At 73.9% G+C, this 19,900-nt stretch carries 16 protein-coding genes and 1 tRNA gene; 7 read left to right on the top strand and 10 right to left on the bottom strand.

Translation table 11 applies throughout. The features are described 5' to 3' along the window. The 3 genes from ACZ6Y1_RS02910 to ACZ6Y1_RS02900 form a co-directional block, all read right to left on the bottom strand. Positions 1-1,806 (bottom strand): hypothetical protein, encoded by a 1,806-nt coding sequence (locus tag ACZ6Y1_RS02910; RefSeq protein WP_469621602.1) that lies wholly within the window; start codon positions 1,804-1,806, stop codon positions 1-3. Beyond that, positions 1,806-1,881: transfer RNA gene (locus ACZ6Y1_RS02905), tRNA-Cys, on the bottom strand. The genes ACZ6Y1_RS02910 and ACZ6Y1_RS02905 overlap by 1 nt, the downstream gene beginning before the upstream one ends. Positions 1,882-1,894: 13 nt before the next feature. Next, entirely contained in the window at positions 1,895-3,358 is a 1,464-nt protein-coding gene (locus tag ACZ6Y1_RS02900) for an alpha/beta fold hydrolase (RefSeq protein ID WP_469621597.1), read from the bottom strand. A gap of 137 nt (positions 3,359-3,495) precedes the next feature. On the opposite strand from ACZ6Y1_RS02900, the gene ACZ6Y1_RS02895 reads away from it, so the two are divergent. From ACZ6Y1_RS02895 to ACZ6Y1_RS02880, 4 genes are all read left to right on the top strand, one after another. After that, on the top strand, positions 3,496-3,618 hold the full coding sequence (locus ACZ6Y1_RS02895; RefSeq protein WP_469621594.1) for a hypothetical protein: 123 nt from the start codon (positions 3,496-3,498) through the stop codon (positions 3,616-3,618). Positions 3,619-3,753: 135 nt separating this feature from the next. Beyond that, positions 3,754-5,778: an oxidoreductase gene (locus ACZ6Y1_RS02890; RefSeq protein ID WP_469621590.1), complete on the top strand. Its 2,025-nt coding sequence runs from the start codon at positions 3,754-3,756 to the stop codon at positions 5,776-5,778. 56 nt (positions 5,779-5,834) lie between these two features. After that, the gene (locus ACZ6Y1_RS02885; protein WP_469621587.1) at positions 5,835-6,248 is read left to right on the top strand and encodes a PaaI family thioesterase; all 414 of its coding nucleotides are present in this window, start codon (positions 5,835-5,837) and stop codon (positions 6,246-6,248) included. Between the two features lie 122 nt (positions 6,249-6,370). Further along, positions 6,371-7,684 carry an MFS transporter gene (locus ACZ6Y1_RS02880; protein WP_469621585.1) on the top strand — a complete coding sequence of 438 codons (1,314 nt, stop codon included), beginning with the start codon at positions 6,371-6,373 and terminating at the stop codon, positions 7,682-7,684. Here the strand turns inward: ACZ6Y1_RS02880 and ACZ6Y1_RS02875 are convergent. Then, on the bottom strand, positions 7,614-9,197 hold the full coding sequence (locus ACZ6Y1_RS02875; RefSeq protein WP_469621749.1) for an alpha/beta hydrolase: 1,584 nt from the start codon (positions 9,195-9,197) through the stop codon (positions 7,614-7,616). The genes ACZ6Y1_RS02880 and ACZ6Y1_RS02875 overlap by 71 nt on opposite strands. A gap of 366 nt (positions 9,198-9,563) precedes the next feature. On the opposite strand from ACZ6Y1_RS02875, the gene ACZ6Y1_RS02870 reads away from it, so the two are divergent. Together ACZ6Y1_RS02870 and ACZ6Y1_RS02865 are read left to right on the top strand one after the other, a co-directional pair. Next, positions 9,564-10,781: an MAB_1171c family putative transporter gene (locus ACZ6Y1_RS02870; protein WP_469621581.1), complete on the top strand. Its 1,218-nt coding sequence runs from the start codon at positions 9,564-9,566 to the stop codon at positions 10,779-10,781. Beyond that, on the top strand, positions 10,778-12,211 hold the full coding sequence (locus tag ACZ6Y1_RS02865) for an NAD(P)/FAD-dependent oxidoreductase (protein WP_469621577.1): 1,434 nt from the start codon (positions 10,778-10,780) through the stop codon (positions 12,209-12,211). Before ACZ6Y1_RS02870 ends, ACZ6Y1_RS02865 begins: the two co-directional genes overlap by 4 nt. Positions 12,212-12,285: 74 nt before the next feature. Here ACZ6Y1_RS02865 and ACZ6Y1_RS02860 read toward each other — a convergent pair whose 3' ends face one another. From ACZ6Y1_RS02860 to ACZ6Y1_RS02845, 4 genes are all read right to left on the bottom strand, one after another. After that, a complete protein-coding gene (locus ACZ6Y1_RS02860) occupies positions 12,286-12,705 on the bottom strand; it encodes a hypothetical protein (RefSeq protein WP_469621574.1) in 420 nt (139 codons plus the stop codon). An 11-nt stretch (positions 12,706-12,716) separates the two neighbouring features. Continuing rightward, positions 12,717-13,694 carry an SCO0930 family lipoprotein gene (locus ACZ6Y1_RS02855; RefSeq protein ID WP_469621571.1) on the bottom strand — a complete coding sequence of 326 codons (978 nt, stop codon included), beginning with the start codon at positions 13,692-13,694 and terminating at the stop codon, positions 12,717-12,719. 109 nt (positions 13,695-13,803) lie between these two features. Then, complete coding sequence (locus ACZ6Y1_RS02850) at positions 13,804-15,255, bottom strand: NADH-ubiquinone oxidoreductase-F iron-sulfur binding region domain-containing protein (protein WP_469621567.1); 1,452 nt, start codon at positions 15,253-15,255, stop codon at positions 13,804-13,806. Beyond that, positions 15,252-16,070, bottom strand: a complete 819-nt coding sequence (locus ACZ6Y1_RS02845; RefSeq protein WP_469621564.1) for a hypothetical protein — start codon at positions 16,068-16,070, stop codon at positions 15,252-15,254. The genes ACZ6Y1_RS02850 and ACZ6Y1_RS02845 overlap by 4 nt, the downstream gene beginning before the upstream one ends. 190 nt (positions 16,071-16,260) lie before the next feature. Here ACZ6Y1_RS02845 and ACZ6Y1_RS02840 point away from each other — a divergent pair, with 190 nt between their 5' ends. Further along, positions 16,261-17,472, top strand: a complete 1,212-nt coding sequence (locus tag ACZ6Y1_RS02840) for a PucR family transcriptional regulator (protein ID WP_469621562.1) — start codon at positions 16,261-16,263, stop codon at positions 17,470-17,472. 117 nt (positions 17,473-17,589) lie between these two features. On the opposite strand, the gene ACZ6Y1_RS02835 is transcribed toward ACZ6Y1_RS02840, so the two are convergent. After that, on the bottom strand, positions 17,590-18,960 hold the full coding sequence (locus ACZ6Y1_RS02835; RefSeq protein WP_469621558.1) for a DUF1996 domain-containing protein: 1,371 nt from the start codon (positions 18,958-18,960) through the stop codon (positions 17,590-17,592). 4 nt (positions 18,961-18,964) lie between these two features. Beyond that, entirely contained in the window at positions 18,965-19,708 is a 744-nt protein-coding gene (locus ACZ6Y1_RS02830; protein WP_469621555.1) for a DUF4142 domain-containing protein, read from the bottom strand. Positions 19,709-19,900: the final 192 nt, after the last annotated feature.

Genomic DNA, 19,900 nt, shown 5'->3' with positions numbered 1-19,900 from the left:
TCAGACCGCGAGCCGGAGCCGGGCGAGCGGCATGGCGACCAGGGCCGCCGCGCGTGCGGGGAGCCGGGCGGCCTCCACGTCGATCCAGGCCAGTACGAGGGTCTGCTCGGCCCGGTCGCACAGCGAGAGGTGGAACAGCAGGTGCCGCCAGGCGCGGGCGGACCGCTTGGCGGTGGCCGCGGGGGCGGTCGCCTCGGTGAAGGCCGCCCGGGCCAGCGCCGCCCAGCCGGGCGCGGGGCTGACGCCCGCCTCACGGACCAGCGTGGCGAGGTTGAACGTGGTGAGGACGCGGGCCTGTTCCATGACGGCCCGGTCCCCGGTCAGGGCGGGTCGCGCCCGCCAGTGGGCCGGCTGCGGCACGAGCACGGGGCGGCCGGCGCGGTCGGCGCACAGGCGGGCGAAACCCTCCAGGTCGCCGCTGTCCGCCAGATCCCGCACGGCGGCGAAGTCGATGCCGTAGTAACGCTCGTACACGGTGCCGCGCAGCAGCTCGGCGGCGTGCCGGGCCGCGTCCAGCAGGCCCGGCGAGGCCGCCCCGCTGAAGTCGCTGGCGAACGGCTCCAGCAGGAGCCCCGTCGGCAGCTCCGCCCGCTCCGCGATCCGGGACAGCTCGCACAGGAGGAGGACGGGCAGTCCGGTTCCGGGGAACGCGGCCAGCGAGGTCTCGGCCAGCCGGGTGAGGGCCGTGCGGGCCCGCGCCGCCGGCTCGTGCCGGTGCCACCGGTCGACCGCCCGGACCCAGGGCAGTTCGGACACGGCCACGTGGTACGCGGGGATCCAGCAGCCCCTGTACCGGGACCGGGAGGACCGGTGGGCGGCCGCGATCAGCCTGCGCAGCGAGGCGTCGGCATAGCCCTGTGCCTCGTACGCCGCGATCACCTGGGAGGCCAGCTCGGCGAGCACCTCGGCGGAGGGGATCGCCCCGCGTTCCAGCAGGACCTCCAGGGGAGCGTCGAGGACGCCCGCGGCGATCTCGCGCACCCGGTGCGGGATCACGGCCCCGGCCGGCAGGCCGCTGTACCGGGACTCCTCGACGGTCACCGGGCCGACGAGCGCCTCGACGGCCTCCGGCGGCAGCCCCCGGTCCACGGGGTGTGCGGAGAGCCGGCGCATCACCAGCGCCGCCAGCTCGTGGTGCGCGGGCCGCTCGCGGTACGGGAGGCGCCGCTTCTGGCGCTTGGCGGTCATCGAGTCGACCGCGTGCCGCAGCAGCCCGGCCGCCCGCGGCCCGGGCACACGCCCCGCGAGGGCCTCCTCCAGCGCCCCGCGCAGGATCGCCGCGTTCGACTTGGGGTCCCGGTGTTTCGTGCAGCGGGTGTGCACGGCCGCGAGGGACCGGTACCGCTCCAGCAGCGCCGCACCGTCCGCGGTCCATTGCGGGCCGCGGGTGTCCTCGCGCCGCCAGTGGGCGAGCAGTTCGTCCTCGTACGGCCGCCACACGGTCAGCGCCTCGCGCTGCGCCTCGACGCCCGCGTCGGGCCCCCGGCGCGCCAGCAGGGCGGCGGCCTCGCCGACCGTGCGCCGGTGCACGGCTTCCGGGCCGGGGGAGGGCAGCTCCGCGGGCCGCGGCGCGAACCGCACCTCGTGCGCGTGGGGCCACAGCTCCTCGACGAGTCCGGCCGCCGCGGCGTCCTCCCCGGCGCGCAGCAGCCACGCCACGACGAGGAGCGCGGCCTCCTCGGGCGCGCGCACCTCGTACCGTCCGCTGTCCAGCAGGGAGCGCAGCCCGGCGAGGCCTTCGTCCGTGAGGCAGTGGGCGAAGACCTCGGCGGGCGGCAGGTCCACGAGGGGGTCTCTGGTGTCCATGGCCGGCGTGGCAGGTTCCGCCCCTGCGCCCTCCGACTGTGCAGGTCGGTGCTCTGGCTGCTGAGCTACACGCCGTTACCGGGGAAACCTAGACGTTCGAACGCGGCTCGCACAACCGGGATCCCGGAGGCCCCGTCTGCCTCCAGGCCCCGGGGCTGCGGTAGTGGTTGCGATGGCCCGCGGCGAGCACCTGTCGCAGGGCGGCCAGGTGTTCGGTGCCGGCCGGGAGCCGCAGGCGGTCCAGCAGGTCCAGCGCGGGCCCCGGTTCGAGCTGCCCGTAGACGTCGTGATAGCTCGTCAGCAGGCCCCGGAAGACGGCCGGGTGCAGCTCCGGGACCCGCAGCGCCGCCTCGTAAACGGCGGCCTTGGCCTGCCACGGCGCCGGTCCCGAGATCTCCAGGACCCGGCGGGCCCGGCGCAGCAGGGGCTCCGGGGCTCCGGGAAGCAGCAGCTCGCGGTCGTTCCCGAGCACCTCGGCGAAGGCCTCCTCGGAGGTCTGCCAGACCTCGAACCAGTCGGACCAGAGCGATTCGGTGATCGCCGGGTACTCCCGGACGGCTTCGAGCCTGCGGCGGTAGCCGCCCCAGAGAAGATCCGCCGGCAGCGGTCCCTCGGGCCCGAGGTGGGCCGAGTGGACCTGCAGGGTCACCAGGAAGTGACCACCGAGCAGGTCCATCAGCCCGAGCGCCACCCGCAGCCTGCCCGCGAGGTCGAGCGCTTCGTCGGTGAAGGCCATGGATCCGAGCCCGTTGCACAGGTCCTCGCGGGTGAGGGCCTCGGCCGGCGGCTCGGCGTCGTACCAGGTGTCGTGCCCGGTCTGCGTGATGCCGTCCTCGGCGAGCCAGCGCCGGGCGATCTCGCCGTCCGGCACGTCGGCGAGGAAGGTGGTGACCGCCGCGGTGAACTCCCCGGGGGCGGCGGCGTGCACGAGGTGGCCGACCGGGATCGTGGTGAGCCGGGCGTCCGGGATCCGGCGGACCAGCTCGGTGATGCCCTCCTGCGGGACGTGGCTGTCCGGGCCGCCCGCCACCACCAGGGTGGGGGCCGTGATCCGGGACAGGCCCTCCAGCCAGGACGGGTCGGGCCGGTCCAGCCGGGGCCGTACCGCGAGCACCATCGCCCAGTCGAAGGCGAGCTCCCCCTCGGGCCGCACCGGGGCCACCGGCTCGCGGGGGAGCGGCGCCGGGGCGTCCTCCAGCACCAGCCGGACCACCCGCCACGGGCGGTGCTGCGCGACCAGGTGGGCGACCACACCGCCCATCGAGTGGCCGACCAGGTCGACGCGGTCGAGCCCGAGGGCGTCCAGGAAGCCCAGCACGTCGTCGCGCATCAGCTCCGGCGAGTACGCGCCGGGCCACTCGCTGCGGCCGTGGCCCCGCAGGTCGAGGGCGTACACCCGGCGCTCCCGCGCGAGCGCGTCCCGTACGGGGGCCCAGTCGTCCGCGGTCCCGCCCAGCGCCGGCAGCAGGACCACCGGGTCACCGCCCGCCGGGCCGGCCACCTGATAGGCCAGCCGGACCCCGTTCACCCTGATGCTCCGCTGCTCCACCATCCGGCCGACAGTACCCACACCCGCCTCACACCCGCCGCGCAGCCGCCCCGGGGCAACCGGGTACGTGGCCCTCGACGCGGTCGCGGAGGGCGGCGTCGCGGGCACGGCGGGGGCCGGCAGATGGACGGCATGGCGCCATGACCGAGGCCGGGCTGCGCGATGCGGCGGTGGTCGGTGCCGCGGCGGATCTGCTCTACGCCGTGGCGGCGGTGTCGGCCGTTGTCCTCGTCCGCCGGATCTCGGCGATGCAGGAGGCGTGAACTCCGCCACAGCGGGGCCCGCACTCCCGGGGAATCCGGGGGAGGTGGGCCCTCTGTGGTTTTGCACTTAGTTGCAAAACAGGGCGCCCCTCGCTAGAACAGGTTCATCACCCCCGCGCGAGGAGGCGCCCCCTCATGAGTTCCCAGAGCCGGTACCCGCACCTGCTGAGCCCCCTGGACCTCGGTTTCACCACCCTGCCGAACCGCGTGATCATGGGATCGATGCACACCGGCCTCGAAGAGCACGAGGGCGGTTTCGAGCGCCTCGCCGCCTTCTACGCCGAGCGCGCCCGCGGCGGGGCCGGTCTCATCGTCACCGGCGGCATCGCGCCCAACGACGCGGGCCGGCCCTTCGAGGGCGGCTCCCGCCTCACCACCGAGGACGAGGCCGCCGAGCACCGGGTGATCACCGACGCCGTGCACGCCGAGGGCGGCCGGATCGCCATGCAGATCCTGCACTTCGGGCGCTACGCCTACCACGAGGACCTGGTCGCGCCGAGCCCGATCCAGGCCCCCATCAGCCCCTTCGTCCCGAACGAGCTCACCGACGTGGAGGTCGAGCGGACGGTCGAGGACTTCGTGCGGGCCGCCCGCCTCGCCAAGCTCGCCGGATACGACGGCGTCGAGATCATGGGCTCCGAGGGCTACCTGATCAACGAGTTCATCGCCGCCGCGACCAACAAGCGCACCGACCGCTGGGGCGGCGCCTACGAGAACCGCATGCGCTTCCCGCTGGAGATCGTCCGCCGCACCCGCGCGGCCGTCGGCGAGGACTTCATCCTCATCTACCGCCTCTCCATGCTCGACCTGATCCCCGGCGGCTCCACCCTCGAAGAGGTCGTGCGCCTCGCCAAGGAGATCGAGGCGGCCGGCGCCACCATCATCAACACCGGCATCGGCTGGCACGAGGCCCGCATCCCCACCATCGCCACCTCCGTCCCGCGCGGCGCCTACACCTGGGTCACCAAGCGGCTGATGGGCGCGGTGTCCGTCCCCCTCGTGACCAGCAACCGCATCAACACCCCCGAGATCGCCGAGGAACTCCTCGCCGACGGTCGCGCCGACCTGGTGTCGCTGGCCCGGCCCTTCCTGGCCGACGCCGACTTCGTGGCCAAGGCCGCCGCCGGCCGCCCCGAGACCATCAACACCTGCATCGGCTGCAACCAGGCCTGCCTCGACCACACCTTCAGCGGCAAGATCACCAGCTGCCTGGTCAACCCGCGCGCCTGCCACGAGACCGAACTCGTGCTCTCCCCGACGAAGCTGAAGAAGCGCGTCGCGGTCGTCGGCGCCGGGCCCGCCGGTCTCGCCTGCGCCGTCTCGGCCGCCGGCCGCGGCCACACCGTCACCCTCTTCGAGGCCTCCGGCCACATCGGCGGCCAGCTCGACATCGCCCGTCGCGTCCCGGGCAAGGAGGAGTTCGAGGAGACCATCCGCTACTTCGGCACCCAGCTCGCCGAGAGCGGCGTCGAGGTCCGGCTGAACACCCGCGCCGACGTCGGGACCCTCCAGGGCTACGACGAGGTCGTCGTCGCCACCGGAGTCACCCCCCGCACCCCGGAGATCGAGGGCGTGGACCACCCCAAGGTGGTCAGCTACCTCGACGTGCTGCGCGACGGCGCCCCCGTCGGCGAGCGCGTGGCCGTGGTCGGCGCCGGCGGCATCGGCTTCGACGTCGCCGAGTACCTCACCGACAGCGGCGAGGGCGCCTCCCAGGACCCCGACGTCTACTTCCGCCACTGGGGCGTGGACACCTCGTACGCCGGGCCCGGCGGTCTCACCAAGGCCGAGCGCCCCGCGCCGCCGCGCCGGGTCCACCTGCTGCAGCGCAAGACCACCAAGGTCGGCGCCGGCCTCGGCACCACCACCGGATGGATCCACCGCGCCGAGATGAAGCACCGCGGCGTCGTGTCCGTCGCCGGAGCCGCGTACGACCGCATCGACGACGAGGGCCTGCACATCACGGTCGGCGACGAGCAGCACCTCGTACCCGCCGACACGGTCGTCCTGTGCACCGGCCAGGAGCCGCGCCGCGACCTGTACGAGGCGCTGCGCGCGGCCGGAGTCGAGGCGCACCTGATCGGCGGGGCCGACGTGGCCGCCGAGCTCGACGCCAAGCGGGCCATCCGCCAGGGCACGGAACTGGCCGCCACGCTCTGACCGGTCACGGCCGAAAGGGGATTGTGGCGGCCCGGCCGGGCCGCCACAATCGCCCGGTGACGTTCTCCCCCGCTGACGCAGACAAGATCCTCGCCGACAACTTCGCGCCCTGGGTGCTCGCCCTCGGTCTCACCGTCCAGGAGACGGGCGAGCGGCACGCCGTGCTGCGGCTGCCCTGGTCCGACGAACTGGCCCGGGACGGCGGCGGCCTCTCCGGGCAGGCCATGATGGCCGCGGCCGACACCGCCACCGTCATCGCGATCTCCGCCGCGCGCGGGGCGTACGGGCCGATGACCACCGTCCAGCAGTCGACCAGCTTCCAGCGCCCGGTCGTCGGCGCCGACGTGATCATCCGGGTGCGGGTCACCAAGCTCGGCAAGCGGATGGCCTTCGCCGACATCACCCTGACCCCCGACGGCTCCGACGAGCCGGCCGCCACCGCGTCCACCGTCTACGCGCTGCTCGGCTAGGGGGTGTTGCGAAAGTCCCGCACGGCGCCCAGGACTTCCGCAACACCCCCCCTAGCGCGTCCCCCCGTGTCGGCGGCCAAAACCGGGTGACAGGCCGGGATCCCTGCCCCTACCGTCCCGGTGTGCGGGGGAACAGGAACTTCAACGTCTTCTGGCTCGGCCAGGCGCTCTCCGTCCTCGGCGGCTCCATCTCGCTGCTCGCGCTGCCGCTGCTCGTCCTCGACGCCACCGGGTCCCTCGTCCAGATGGGCCTGATCACCGTCGTCTCCGGTGCCACCGGCATCGGCACGGGACTGTTCGCCGGTTACGTGGTGGACCGGGTGGACCGCCGCCGGCTGATGATCGTCTGCGATCTGACGCGGGCGGCGCTGCTCGGCGCGCTGCCGCTGGTCTGGCAGGCGGGACCGCGGATCTGGGTGCTGTACGCACTGACCGCGGTCGTCGGCGTGCTCAGGACCCTCTTCGACGTGGCGTACGTGACGGCGGTGCCCCGGCTGGTGCGCCCCGAGGACCTCACCACCGCCAACGGGCGGCTGTTCAGCACCTTCGCCCTGGGGACCCTGCTCGGGCCGGCCGCGGCCGGGTTCATCGCCGCCGGGGTCGGCCCCGACTGGGCGCTCGCGGTCGACGGGGCCACCTTCCTGGTCTCCGCCGTCAGCCTGCGCTGGGTGAGCTTCCACCGGCCGCCCGAGCAGGCGGAGCCGTCCGGGGAGCGCCCGGTGGCCGGGGGAGAGGTGCTCCGGGAGATGTTCGTCGTGGGCTTCCGCTTCCTGTGGAGCCACGCGCTGCTGCGCCCGCTGACCCTTCAGCTGACCCTGCTGACCTTCGTCACCATGGGCGCCACCGACCTGCTGGTCTTCCACGTGGAGGAGGACCTCGGCCGGGACTCCGTCACCCTCGGGTACGTCGTCGCCGCGGGCGGCGCGGGGGCCGCCGCAGCGGCCCTCGCCGCCGGCCGGCTGCGCCGGGTCCTCGGCATCGGTGTCTGCTGGCCCGCCGCGCTGGCCCTGATCGGGGTGTCGGTCGCGGGCATCGGGATCAGCCGGAGCGTTCCCGTGATCGCCGCGCTGTCCGCCCTGTTCATGTTCGGAACCACCCTCGGCGGGGTCTGCACCATGACCCTGCGTCAGGAGGTCACCCCGGACCACCTGCTGGGCCGGGTCACCTCCGCCTTCTGGACGGTGCACAACGCCTCGGGTCCCGTCGGCGCGGCCGTGCTCACGGCACTGGCCGCCCGCCACGGCGTCCCCGCGGTCAGCCTGGGCGGAGGCGCGCTGTGCCTGGTGATCCTCGGCGGGGCGCTGCTGACCCCGCTGCGCGGCGGCCGGGTCGCCGCGCAGCGGGGCCCGTACGGGACGGGCCGGGTCAGAAGCGGCCGGGTCCGGCGGGGAAGGGAAGCGGACCCGACGGAACCGGGGACCCGGGCCGGGCCTTAGCGGCCGGCGGCCGCGGGGCCGGGTTCTGGCAGGTCACGTCCCGCTCGGGCAGCCGGCCCGAGGTCAGGTACGCGTTCACGTGCGCGTTGGCGCAGGAGTTCGGGTCAGCCAGGTACACGCCGTGGCCCTCACCACCCTCCACCAGCACCATCCGCGAGCCCTTCAGTGCCCGGTGCAGGCCCTGTCCGCTCGACAGCGGGGTCTGCGAGTCCCACTCGTTCTGCACGGTCAGCACGTCCGCCCGCGTCCGCATCGGCGTGGCGGCCTCCACGGGCCGGTTCCAGAAGGCGCACGGCTTGATGTTGGACGAGAAGTCCCCGTACAGCGGGTACTTCACCTTGTCCCTCGCCGCGTCCCGCTCGTACTGCTCCGGGTAGCGCGGCCAGGTGCCCGTGTCCCCGCAGACCACGGACCAGAACACCGAGATGCCGTTGTCCGCGGCCGGTCCGGCGGCGCCGCGCCCGCCCGTGAGCAGCTGCTTCACCTCCTGGGCCGAGACGCCCGCCGGGAGCGGCCGGCCCTCGGCCGCCGCCTTGAGGGCCGCGACCAGCGGGCTGGCCTGGGCCGGGTAGAAGAACACCGCCCGCGCGGCCCGGATGACGTCGCCCGTGACCTTCGTGCCCTCGAAGTCGATAGGCTCCCGGTCGGCGCGCGCCACCAGCCCCCAGAAGGTGGCGGACACCGCCTCCGGGCTGTCGCCGAGCCCGTACTCGGCCGAACGCTCCGCCGCCCACCGCGTCCACCGGGCGAAGGCGGGCTCGGCCTGCGTGGCCCACTCCTGGAGCATGCCCCGCCAGATCTTCTGCGGGTCCACCCCGCTGTCGAGGACGAAACGGTCGGTGCGCTGCGGGAACATCTGCGAGTACACCGCGCCGAGGTAGGTCCCGTACGAGTAGCCCACGTACGAGAGCGTGCGCTCGCCCAGCGCCGCGCGGATCGCGTCCATGTCGCGGGCCGTGTTGCGGGTGGTGATGTAGGGCAGCACGTCACCGGCCTTCTCGCGGCACTTCTCGGCGACCGTCCGTGCCCATGCCACCTCGGAGGCGAAGCCCTCGGGGTGGTAGGGCCGGTCGACGGTCTGCTCGGCGTCGGTCAGTCCGCAGGAGACCGGACTGCTGGCGCCGACCCCGCGCGGGTCGAAGCCGATCAGGTCGTACCGGTCGCGTACGTCCTGGGGCATCCCCTCGGCCATCATCAGCGGCATGTCGAGCCCGCTGCCGCCCGGGCCGCCCGGGTTGATCAGCAGGACGCCGTGCCGTTTCGCGGGGTTCTCGCTCTTGACGCGGGATATCGCGAGGTCGATGGTGCGCCCCTGCGGACGCCGGTGATCGAGCGGGACCTTGAGCGTCGCGCACTCGTACGAGGCCGGCTGCTCCGGACTGCAACGGTGCCAGTCGGGCTTCTGCTGCCCGGACTCCCGCCCCGGGGCGGCGGAGGCGCCGGTCGCGGAGAGGAGGGGGGCGGTGGCGGCGAGGAGAGCGGCGGAGACGAGCAGCGGTGCGAGGCGTTTCATGCGCACGTGGCCGTTCCTTCCCTTCGGTGCGGTGGGTGAAGTCGTTCGCCCCACCACCTTGTTGCAGTCGGAGGCGGGGCGAATCATCCCGGAGGGCGGGACCTCGTGCTCCTCACGAACGAGCCGAAATCAGGACAACTGGCCGACACGCGGAGCGCGATGGCGGCACACGGCCGCGCATCGGCCGGCCCGGCCCGGCCGCGGCGCTCCCGAACTACCCGGACCAAGCGGACGAGTCGAGAGCAAACGATCGTTTCAGCGGTGGAATCGATCGTCATTCTGATCTAAGGTTTCGCAGTCCGGGCGGTGGGTCCGGGCGGGGAGCCGGCGACGCCGGGAGCGGCGGCTGGAGGGGGACACACCCGCGTGGACGATCCCAACGGCGTCGTCTTCTACGTCCCGGGGGCGCTGCTGCTGCTCGCCGGGTTCCTGAAGCTGCCCCCGCTGTGGCGCAACCCCAAGGACGAGCTGCTGCGTTCCGTGTGCGTGCTGCTCTTCGCGGCCGCCGGGGTCTTCGCCACCGCCGCGGTCCCGTCCATCGCCGCCGTCAACCGGTTCACGGGAATTCCGAACGCGGCCGCACCGGTCGTGTACACGGTCCTGACCGCGTTCTCCGGTGCCAACCTGGTGCTCATCATCCGCTGGAGCAGCGGACCCGGGGACGGGGAGCGGGCCGCCCGGTGGTCCCGCCGCTGCAACTGGGCCACCGTCGCCGTCATCGCCGCGATCAACGCCCTCTTCCTCCTGGGCGACGCCCCGGTGGAGCGGCTGGTCGACCTCGACACGTACTACGCGAACACGCCGTACATCCGCGAGATGATCGTCCTGTACCTGGTGGCGCACACCACCGCCGCCGTCACGATGACCGTGCTGTGCGCCCGCTGGGCGCGCATGGTGCACGGCCCGCTGCGGGCCGGACTGGTGCTCATCGTCACCGGCTACGTCCTCAACCTGGTGTACGACGCGCTCAAGTTCACCGCACTCGGCGCCCGCTGGACGGGACACGACCTGGACCGGCTGAGCTGGCCGGTCGCCCCGCCGATCGCCGCCGTCTCCGCCCTGCTCATCGGCATCGGCTTCGTGCTCCCGCTGCTCTCCCAACGCCTGGTGGACTACGCCGGGATGTGGCGCCGCTACCACCAGCTGCAGCCCGCCTGGCGCGAGCTGCGGGCGGCCACCCGCCACATCGCCGGCCCGGCCGGCGGAATCTCGACACCCATCGACGTGCGGGTGACACAGATCGAATCCGACATCTACGACGGGATCCTCAGCGTCCACCCCTTCCTCAGCCCCGAAGTACGCGCACTGTCCTTGGCCGAGGCGCTGAAGACGGCCCCGTCCGAGGAGGAGGCGGCCGTCATCGCGGACGCCGCCGTGCTGGCCCACGCCGTGGTCATGTGGACCAGGCACACCGCCGGGCGGACCGGACGGGACGAACCGCCCGCGGAGCGGGCCGGGGACGGACCGCTGCTGGCCTCCGCCAACAGCACCCTCGGCCTCGTGCGCCTGTCCCGGGCCCTGTCGCGGTCCGCCGTCGTCCGGGCCACCCGTGAGGCGGCCGTACTGGAGAGCGGTGCACGATGACCGATAACCCTTCCGTCGGACTCCGGGCCGTCGTCCTCGGCGGCGGACTGGCGGGCACCCTCGCCGCCGCGGCGCTGGCGCCGCACGTGGGGGAGGTCCTCGTCGTCGAACGGGACACCGTGCTTCCCGACACCGCCTCCCCAAGGCCGAGGCTGCCGCAGGCCGCACACGCCCACATGCTGTGGTCCGGCGGGGCCGACGCCATCGAGGAACTGCTCCCCGGCACCACCGCCACCTGGCTGGCGGCCGGCGCCCACCGGATCCCGATCCCCAGCGGGATGGTCGCGTACTCCCCAGCGGGCTGGTTCCGGCGCTGGACCGAGACGCACTACCTGATCGGCGCCAGCCGCGATCTCGTCGACTGGGGGGTGCGCACCGGACTGCGGGCCGCCCACCCGAACGTACGGATCCGTACCGGCGTCAGGGTCGGCGGGCTGGTCGGCGACGCGTCCCGGGTGACGGGCGTCCGACTCCTCGACGGGGCCCGGGCGGAGGAGGCCGTCGGCGCGGACCTCGTGATCGATGCGACGGGCCGCGCCTCCAGGGCACCGGAGTGGCTCGCCGGGATCGGCGGTCCCGCCGTCGAGGAGACCGTCGTGGACGCCGGCGTGCGCTACGCCAGCCGCCGCTACCGGGCGCCGGAAGGCGCCGCCTCGGACTGGCCGGTCATCAACATCCAGGCGGACCCGAGGCAGGGCCGTCCCGGCCAGGTCGTCTCCATCATCCCCATCGAGGACGGCCAGTGGCACGTCAGCGTCTCCGGCACCCGTGGTGGTGAGCCGAGCGCCGACGGGCGGCTCTTCGAGGAGTTCGTCCGCGGGGTGCGCCACCCGCTGGCCGCCGACTTCCTGGCCCGCGCCGAGCCGATCGGCGAGGTGGCCGTCTACGGCCGGACCGCCAACCGGCAGCGCCACTACGAGAAGGCCGCCATGCCCTCGGGGTTCGTCGTCCTCGGCGACGCGGCGACCAGCCTGAACCCGGTCTACGGGCACGGCATGTCCGCCGCGGCGCTCGGCGCGCTGGCGCTGCGCGACACCGCGGCGCGGACCCCGGTCGGCGCACCGGGGTTCGCCCGGCAGGCCCAGAAGGCGATCGCCGGCCCGGCCTCCGCGGGCTGGCTGCTGGCCGTGGGGCAGGACCGCTTCTACCCGGGCGCCGTCGGCAAGGCCCCCGGCCTGGGCGACCGGCTCGCGGCCCGTTACGTCCAGCGCCTGAACCGCACCGCGATCGGCAACTTCCTGGTGGTCCGGGCGCTGACCGACGTGATGACCATGAAGAAGCCCGCCGCGGTCCTCGGAACCCCCGACGTCCTCGTCGCGGCGGCCCGCGGCCTGCGCCGGCCCCTGCTCGACGGGCCCCAGCTGACGGAACGGGAGCGCGGCGTCCTGGCCCGCCGACCGCTGCGGTCCGGGGCGGACGGGACCGTCTAGGGGAGCAGGGTCCGGTCCGGATCGGGGGCCGCGGCACGGACGGATCGCCCGGTCCGCGACGCGGCCGCGGCTTCCTAGGAGTGGTGGGCATGGGAGCTGCCGGTGTCCAGGGTGCCGCCGAGGCGCTCGCGCAGGGCGGCCAGCGCGCCGTCCTGCTGGGCGGTGACCAGCCACCGGTTCCCCACCAGGTAGCTGCCGCCGTAGATCCGGGCCTCGGCCAGCCAGGAGCGCAGCCCCTCGTCGGCGGCGAAGGTGGCCATGCGGTAGGCACCCTGCCCGGTCTCGCAGCTGCCCTCCCGCAACTCCTCCGCTTCCACGCTCACTTCGGCGGCGCAGCCGATGGCCGCGGCGATCTCCTCCATCGAGAGGGAGGGCGTGGCGGGGGCCGTCGTGGCAGTCGGCCCGGGGGCGTGCGAGGGGGCCTCCCCGGGGTGCGCGCCGCAGCCGCCGCACAGCAGCGCGACGCCCGCCGCCGCGGCGACACCGGCGGACACCGCGGCCCCTGCTACGCGGATGGCTTCGCCTTCTTCCCCTTGTCGGTCACGGCGAACCAGAGGCCCTGCTTCCCCTGCCCGTTGACGTCTCCCGGCTGCTTGTCACCGGTGAAGGAATAGACGGGCCAGCAGTCGATCGTCAATTGCTCCGTACCGTCCGGGCGTTTCACCGAGCCCACCAATTCCGCGGCGATTCCCGAAATCTTCGCCTTGTCGACCGGTTTCGCCGGCTTCCAGGTGTCCAGGCAGGAATCCAGGCAGCCGAATTTCATCGGCCAGGCGCTGTCCTTGTCGAAGCGGTACAGGGTGCGGCCCTCCGCGTCCGCGAGGATTCCGCCGAGTGCGGCGTTCTGCGCGACCGAGAGCTCCGCGCCGCCCTTCTTCGTCCCGGCCACCGGGGCGCCGGCGGGCTTCCCGTCGGCCCCCAGCGCGTGCCACGTCCCCGCGACGCCCTCGCCCTGCGCCTCACCCGGCGCCGTGTCCTTGGCGTAGCGGTACACGGGCCAGCCGGCGAGCGTCAGCTGCCGGGTGCCGTCGGCCCGCATCACGGAACCGAGCAGGCCCGTCTCGATCCCCTCCCCGGCCGTGGCCTCGTCCGCAGGCACGGGGGGCCAGGCCTTGGCGCACTCCCCGTCGCAGTTGGACTGGGGAGGCTTCGCCGTGTCCTTGTCGAACCGGTAGAGCGTCAGGCCCTGCCCGTCGGTGACGGCCGCGCCCACGGCCGGGATGTCCCGCAGCTTCAGCTGCCCCGCCCCGCGCGTCGTGACGGTGCCGGGATCACCGGCGGGGTTGCTCCCGCTCCCGCTCCCGCTGCCGCTGCCGTAGCCGTCGGCGTCCGAGCCGTACGCGTTCCCGATCTTCTGGCTGTCGGACACCGGCTTGACCCCGCCCGGTTTACTCGCGTATTCGCCCCCGGATCCGCACCCTGCCGTCAGCAGCAGAACCGCCGCGGCCGACCCGGCGTATATCCCCTGTCGGATTCGTTTCACGATGAATTGCTCCTTCGGATTCGCTTCCGTGCTTTCGTCATTGATACGGGGAAAGCGGTGGCGGCAGTGAATTCGGGCCGGAATTTGTCCGATCACGCCAAGAACCGGCTCAGCCCTGGATGCGCAGCGCCAGGGCGGGGCAGCGCCGTACCGCCCGCAGCGCCTTCGGCCGCAGGTGCCCCGGCACCGCCATCGAGGCCTCCGCCGGGTAGCCGTCCGCGTCGAGCCGCACGACATCGGGGAGCACGTCCACGCACAGCCCGTGGCCCCGGCACAGGGTCCAGTCCACGACCAGCCGTTCCGGGCTCTCGTCCCGGGGCAGCGGCAGCGCGCCCAGCACCCGCCGCCCGCAGCCGCTGCCGAGCGCGTGGTCGCGGAACTCGTCCGGGAACGCGGACAGCGCCGAGTCCACGAAGTGCGAGGTCCCGTCGGGATGGCTGCACGCACCCCGCCCCCGCACCGAACGCATCCGCGCCTCCACCGCTTCCAGGGCCGCCCGGCCCCCGCCCCGCACCGCGTCGTCCAGTACGTCGGCAAGCGCGGGCAGACCGCGTACGCAGGGCCCGCACTGGCCCGCCGACTCCCCGGCCATCCACCGGGCGACGCGCGCGACCTCCCCGGCCGGGCAGGTGTCCTCGGGCAGCGGCAGCACCGCGCCCGCCCCCAGCCGCGCGCCGAGCTCGGCCAGGGACTGCCGGGACACCTGCGCGGCCCGCGCGGACACCGGGTCCAGCCACTTCCCGTGGTACCCGCCGACCAGTACGCCCTGACCCGGCTCGGTGCCGCACAGCTGGAGGACGTACGGGAGCGAGGTCCCGGAGGGCGTCTCGACCACCGTGGTACCGGCGACGGTCAGCAGTACGGTGCCCGGCTCGGACGGCAGGCCGGCCGTCCGGTACTCGGGTGCGCCGAGCCGGGCGGCGACGGCGAGCTGGGCGAAGGTCTCCGTGTTCGACAGCAGGGTGGGCATGCCGCCCAGGCCGCGCTCGCTGGTGCGCACCTTCTGCCCGGACGGCAGGGTCGCCCCGCCGTTCAGGCCGTCCACCAGGGCCGTGCCCTCGCCCGTCACGAACCGCTCGGGCAGCCGCGCCACGCGCACCCGGCGCCCCGCGGGGCCCCGTTCGGCGACGGCCTCCCGCACCGACTGCTCCACGTCCGCCCGGGTCACGGCCACGGCCACCTCCTCGGCGCCCAGCGCGGCGGCGGCCAACAGGGCGCCGTCGAGCACCAGATGCGGGGCGTGCAGCAGCAGTGCGGTGTCCTTCAGGCAACTGGGCTCACCCTCACTGCCGTTGACCACGACTGCGGTGAGGCCGTCGCTGCGCCCCCGCGCCGACCGGATGACCGCGCGCATCTTGCGCGCGAAGGGGAAGCCGGCCCCGCCCCGGCCCCGCAGGTCGATGTCGTCGGCGAGGGTGACGAGTTCGTCCGGGTGGCAGCGGGGGAGCGGGCCGTGCACGGCCAGATGGGCCTCCCGGTCGAGCCGTGCGGCCCGGTCGAGCCCGGCCAGCAGCCTGGGGGCGCCCACACAGCCGAGGCCCGGGCGCGGCCCGGCGTTCACCGCCACCGCTCCCGGCCCGCGAGCTGCTCCACCCGGGGCGGCCCGACGACGGTCCTGCGCACGGACGCCCGGCGCGCCGAGGTGCGGCGCGGTGACGTCCTGCGCGTGGTCCTGCCCCCGAAGGGCTCCCGGGAGCCGACGGGCGGGACGATCGGCGGGGGAGTCGCCCCGCGCAGCGTGGACCTGAGGCGCAGCACGAGCACGCCGGCCACACCGGCCAGGCACAGGGCGTACGCCGCCGTCACCCACCCGGCCGCCGGACGGCCCGCCTTCAGCCCGTGCACCAGGCAGGCGCCCCAGGCGGGGTAGGCGCCGACGTGCAGCGCCCGCCACCACAGCGAGCGGCTCCTGGTGGCGAAGGCGCTGCGCACCCCGCCGGACACCGCGACGGCCACGAAGAGGTAGCCGGCCAGTGTGCCGAGCCCGATCACCAGCGGCCGGTCGCCGTCCGCGAACGGGACCGCCGCCGCGGCCGGACTCGTACGGCCCTGCGCCACCTTGACCCAGATGTGCAGGGCGAGGAAGCCGAGCCCCGCCACGGCCAGGCCGCGGTGCACCCCCTGGGCGAGCAGCCGGGCACCCGGCCCCAGCAGCAGCCGGTCGGTGGCCGTCAGCCCCCACAGGACGGTGGCGGTGAGCGAGACGAGCGAAAGGACGCCCGCCCCGAAGTCGAGGAACTCCCAGAGGTGCGTCAGGACGCCCGCGCGGGCCGCCACGACGGCCGATACGAGGGCGGCGGCCCCGGCGCTGAGCGCGCCGGGATGTCGGCGGCGCGCCCGGTGCGAGCGGGGGAGGTGCGGCTGGGGCAAGGGCATCCGGTTCTCCTGTGAACTCCGAGCCGACAGACGGGTCTTGGGGTCGGAGTGCAGAAGCATCGTGGACCTGTGCAGCACCTCCACAGGATTTATCCAACCGTGATAATTTCTCGCACCGCGTCTCCGGCGCATCGAACAAGACCGGAAGACTCCCCTTCGTCAAGACCTCACCGGCACGATCGAGGTAACGATGTGCGAACTTCTGAACCGCATCTGGTCCCGCCCGCGCGGCGAGTGGACCCGTGTCCTGCGCCGGGAGCTCCCCGCCCTGGCGGCCGAGATAGTGGAGGAACTTCTGCATGCCAATCCGGAACTATCCGCCCTTGTCGATGACAACGATGCCATTGACGACGAACTGCTCAGACAGAAGGTGGAGGAGGCGCTCCTTACCACCCTCGGCTACCGCGACCCGGCCGAGGCCGACGCGGAAGCCGGCACCGACCAGGAACCCGGCACCGACCAGGAACCCGGCACCGACGCGGAACCCCTGCACGGGGCCGCGCCCGCGCCCGCGTCCATACCCGGGGCCGGTCCCGTTCCGATACGCGTGCCCGTGCCCGTGCCCGCCGTCGAAGCCGAGCCCGAACCGGAGCACGGACGCGTAGCCGACCAGGCACGGCACGACCTCTTCAACGCCCTCACCGACGGCCGCGCCGCATCGGAGAGTTCCCTCTCCGAGCTGGCCCAGGCCGCCGACTGGCCCCTCCCCACGGCCGTACGGGCCATCGCGCTCGCCACCCCCGCCGACACGCAGCAGCTGGCGGCCCTGCACGACGACGCCCTCGCCGGCGTGTTCGCGGGCCGTCCGTGCCTCCTGGTCCCGACCGCCGACCCGGACGCCCGCACCCCCCTGGAACTCGCGCTGCGCGGCCGCTGCGCCGCCGTCGGCCACTCCGTACCCCTGCGCGATGCCGCCTCCTCTCTGCGCTGGGCGCTGCGCCTGCTCGCCCTCACCCCCGTCCGCGGCGGCCTCGAAGCCCGGACCGTCTTCGTGGACGACCACCTCTCCACCCTGCTGCTGCTCCAGGACGAACCCCTGGCCCACGCGCTCGCCGCGCGCTGGCTGCGCCCGCTCGCGGACCTGACCCCCCGCCAGAGCGAGCGGCTGGAGGTGACCCTGCTGGCGTGGCTGGAAGGCGGCGGGGCGCCCGAGGCCGCCAAGGCCCTCAGCGTGCACCCCCAGACCGTCCGGTACCGCATGCGCCAGCTGGAGAAGCTGTTCGGCACCGGACTGCGGGACCCCCGGACCCGGTTCGAACTGGAGATGGCCCTGCGCAGCCGCCGGCTGATGGCCCAGGTGCGCCGCCAGCACTCGCGGGTCAGCCGCAGGGCGGCGCGCGTGGTCACGGCCGACTTCACCCCCGTCGTCGTCGGCCGGATGGCCCGGGTCAACGGCCTGTAGGACACCCCGGTCAGAGGAGGGGAAACGCGGTGCCGGCCCGAAGCCTGAGGCTTCGGGCCGGCACCTTTTCCCGGACCGGGCGCGGCGGTAGGGGAGGGGGGCGCCCGGTGCGGGGGCTCAGCGGCAGCTGCGGCCGGAGTTGACGCAGTCCACGGCCCGGGCCATCAGCCCGGGCGACATCACGTTGATGAAGTCGCCGTGGTCGGTCACCGGCTTGTGCAGTTGCTCGGGGAAGCTGTCCACGGCGAACCGGGCGCCCGGCGCGACGCCGTACGTGATGCGCTGGACCAGCTGCGGCACGGCGGTGAAGCCCTTCGGGCAGCGGCCGGCCCGGTCCGTGAAGGCCATGTGCGTACGGTGGTTGGCGCTGTCGGTGTTCCGCCCGTCCCAGCAGCTCTGGAAGGTGAAGGTGCGGACCACGTCGCTGCCCTTGGGGCAGACCGGGTACTTGTCCTTCAGCTGGCGGTCCTCGAAACCGGTGCAGCTCCACGAGGCGTTGGCGTTGGCCGTGCCGTTGGTGAAGGCCTTCGCGTCGCCCGTGATGATCCGCAGGAACCGGGGCATGGCCGTGACCTTGCCGACGGGACTGCCCTGGAAGGTGATGGTGACCTGCTTGGGGCGCAGGATGGTGCCGACGTTGCCGTCCTGGCCGCCGCCGGGAGCCTTCGCGTCCTGCTCGGCCTTCCCGTCGCGCAGCCGCAGCACCGGCCAGTAGTAGCTGGACTGGTCGCCGTTGCCGCAGGTGGTGCCGGCGGCGGCGAGGCTGTTGTTGGTGGAGAAGGCGTTCGTGGACACGTTGCCGACGTAGTCGTGCATGTGGTGGGCGCCGTTGGAGACGCCCGGCGCCACGATCACGTTGTCCGGGTTGAAGTGCTCGTTCTCGTTGCGGCCGCACCGCGAGCTGAAGGAGCCCTTGGAGGCGTCCGCCGAGGGCGCGGGAGTGCGTACGTTGGGCCGGACCTTGGTGATGGACACGAAGTCGCTGCGCGCCGGACCGCTCTTGCGGGCGAAGTCGGGCCCCTCGGCCGCCGTGTCCTCCACGGGCGCCTTCACCATCCGGCACCCGCTCAGGGCCGTGAGCTCCTGCGGACGGGCCGCGGACCGGCCGATCGCGTCGGCCATCCGGCCGATGGTCGTGCCGCGCTTCGCGCGGAGCTCGCCGAGGAGCGCCTCGCCCTGTGCTTCCCCCTTCCCCGTGGCCTGCGCCTCGCCCGCGGCGAGCCGCCGGTAGGCGTCGGCCACCTGTCCGTCCAGTTCGGCGAGGCTTTCGTCGACCTCGGCCTTCGCCTGGTCGGGGACGCTGGTGAGCCGTTCCCCGACGTCGGGGCAGTCGATCGTGGACGTCAACTGCTGCGCCCGCCCGCCGTCCTGGCCCGCGGAGGCGTTGCCGGCGACGGCGGCCACCCCGCCGGCGCCCAGCACCAGCACGGAGATCAAGGCCGCCAGTTTGCCCGACGGGCGGCGGCGTTCATGGCCCTGTCGACTCATGCGATCACTTCTTCCTCGATGGGATCGGAGGAGCGGGGGAGGACAGCGCGGGGGAAGAGGGAACCGGCGCCGGGGCCGCGGCCGCGTCCGAGAGCGCGTCGAAGTCGACCAGACCGCTCTCCTCCAGGACCGTGATGTGGTCCAGGACCGTGGTGTTGGCCGATGTGGCCAGGGCGCGGACCATGGAGTTGCGGGTCTGCGCCCGTATCCCGGCCAGCAGCGCGAAGACCTTCCCGTGCGCGCGCCGCAAGAGCTGGACGAACAGCCGCTCGTAGGCGTCCCCTTGAGCCTGCGTCAACTGGCTCAGCCATTCCTGCTGCTGTGTGCTGGGCTGGTTGGGCAGATCGACACCGAGGGCCTGACCGACGCGGATGACCTGCTGGTCCAGCTCGGTGTGGCCCTCGACGAGATGCTCCCCGGCCGTGCGCACCGCGGGGCGCGTCCCGCGCTGCTGGGCCTGGCGGCCCGCGGGAAGCTCCCACAGCCCGGCCAGCCGGACCTTGCGGACGAAGTCCCGGTCCGCGGCGGTCAACGGTCCGTACGCCGTGCTCATGGTCCCGGCGCCGTCGTCGTCGGCCGCCGGCAGCGCGGCCGCCGCCCCGGCCGGGGCCCGGTCGCCGAAGCCCTGTACGGGCACCAGCAGCGCCATCAGTGTGACGGCAAGGGCGGTGATGACGATGCCGTTCGCGATCGTGTGCCGCGCGGCCACCGACAGGCTGTTGATGGATCGCCACCGCAGTGACAGCACAGTGCCTCCTCGCTCCGTGGGTGTCACGGGACGCTAGGCCACTCGTGGTGCCACCGCGCGTGGACCATCACCCTTGGATAAACATTCGGGCGGGTCCGGCAAAGGCTGTTATCTTGCGGCGTTCGACCGCCTGCGTTCGACCGCCTGCGTTCGACCGCCTGCGTTCGCCGCCGTTCGGTCCGGGCGCGGGTC

Source organism: Streptomyces sp. NPDC053432 (assembly GCF_055585365.1).
The sequence above is the reverse complement of the archived record's forward strand: the minus strand, read 5'-3'. Positions and strand labels throughout refer to the sequence as shown.

What these genes read in the sequence shown, in the direction of transcription:
- ACZ6Y1_RS02910 (WP_469621602.1), bottom strand. Translation starts at nt 1,806, where the DNA reads ATGGACACCAGAGACCCCCTCGTGGACCTGCCGCCCGCCGAGGTCTTC.
- ACZ6Y1_RS02900 (WP_469621597.1), bottom strand. Translation starts at nt 3,358, where the DNA reads ATGGTGGAGCAGCGGAGCATCAGGGTGAACGGGGTCCGGCTGGCCTAT.
- ACZ6Y1_RS02895 (WP_469621594.1), top strand. Translation starts at nt 3,496, where the DNA reads ATGACCGAGGCCGGGCTGCGCGATGCGGCGGTGGTCGGTGCCGCGGCG.
- ACZ6Y1_RS02890 (WP_469621590.1), top strand. Translation starts at nt 3,754, where the DNA reads ATGAGTTCCCAGAGCCGGTACCCGCACCTGCTGAGCCCCCTGGACCTC.
- ACZ6Y1_RS02875 (WP_469621749.1), bottom strand. Translation starts at nt 9,197, where the DNA reads ATGAAACGCCTCGCACCGCTGCTCGTCTCCGCCGCTCTCCTCGCCGCC.
- ACZ6Y1_RS02865 (WP_469621577.1), top strand. Translation starts at nt 10,778, where the DNA reads ATGACCGATAACCCTTCCGTCGGACTCCGGGCCGTCGTCCTCGGCGGC.
- ACZ6Y1_RS02845 (WP_469621564.1), bottom strand. Translation starts at nt 16,070, where the DNA reads ATGCCCTTGCCCCAGCCGCACCTCCCCCGCTCGCACCGGGCGCGCCGC.
- ACZ6Y1_RS02840 (WP_469621562.1), top strand. Translation starts at nt 16,261, where the DNA reads ATGTGCGAACTTCTGAACCGCATCTGGTCCCGCCCGCGCGGCGAGTGG.
- ACZ6Y1_RS02835 (WP_469621558.1), bottom strand. Translation starts at nt 18,960, where the DNA reads ATGAGTCGACAGGGCCATGAACGCCGCCGCCCGTCGGGCAAACTGGCG.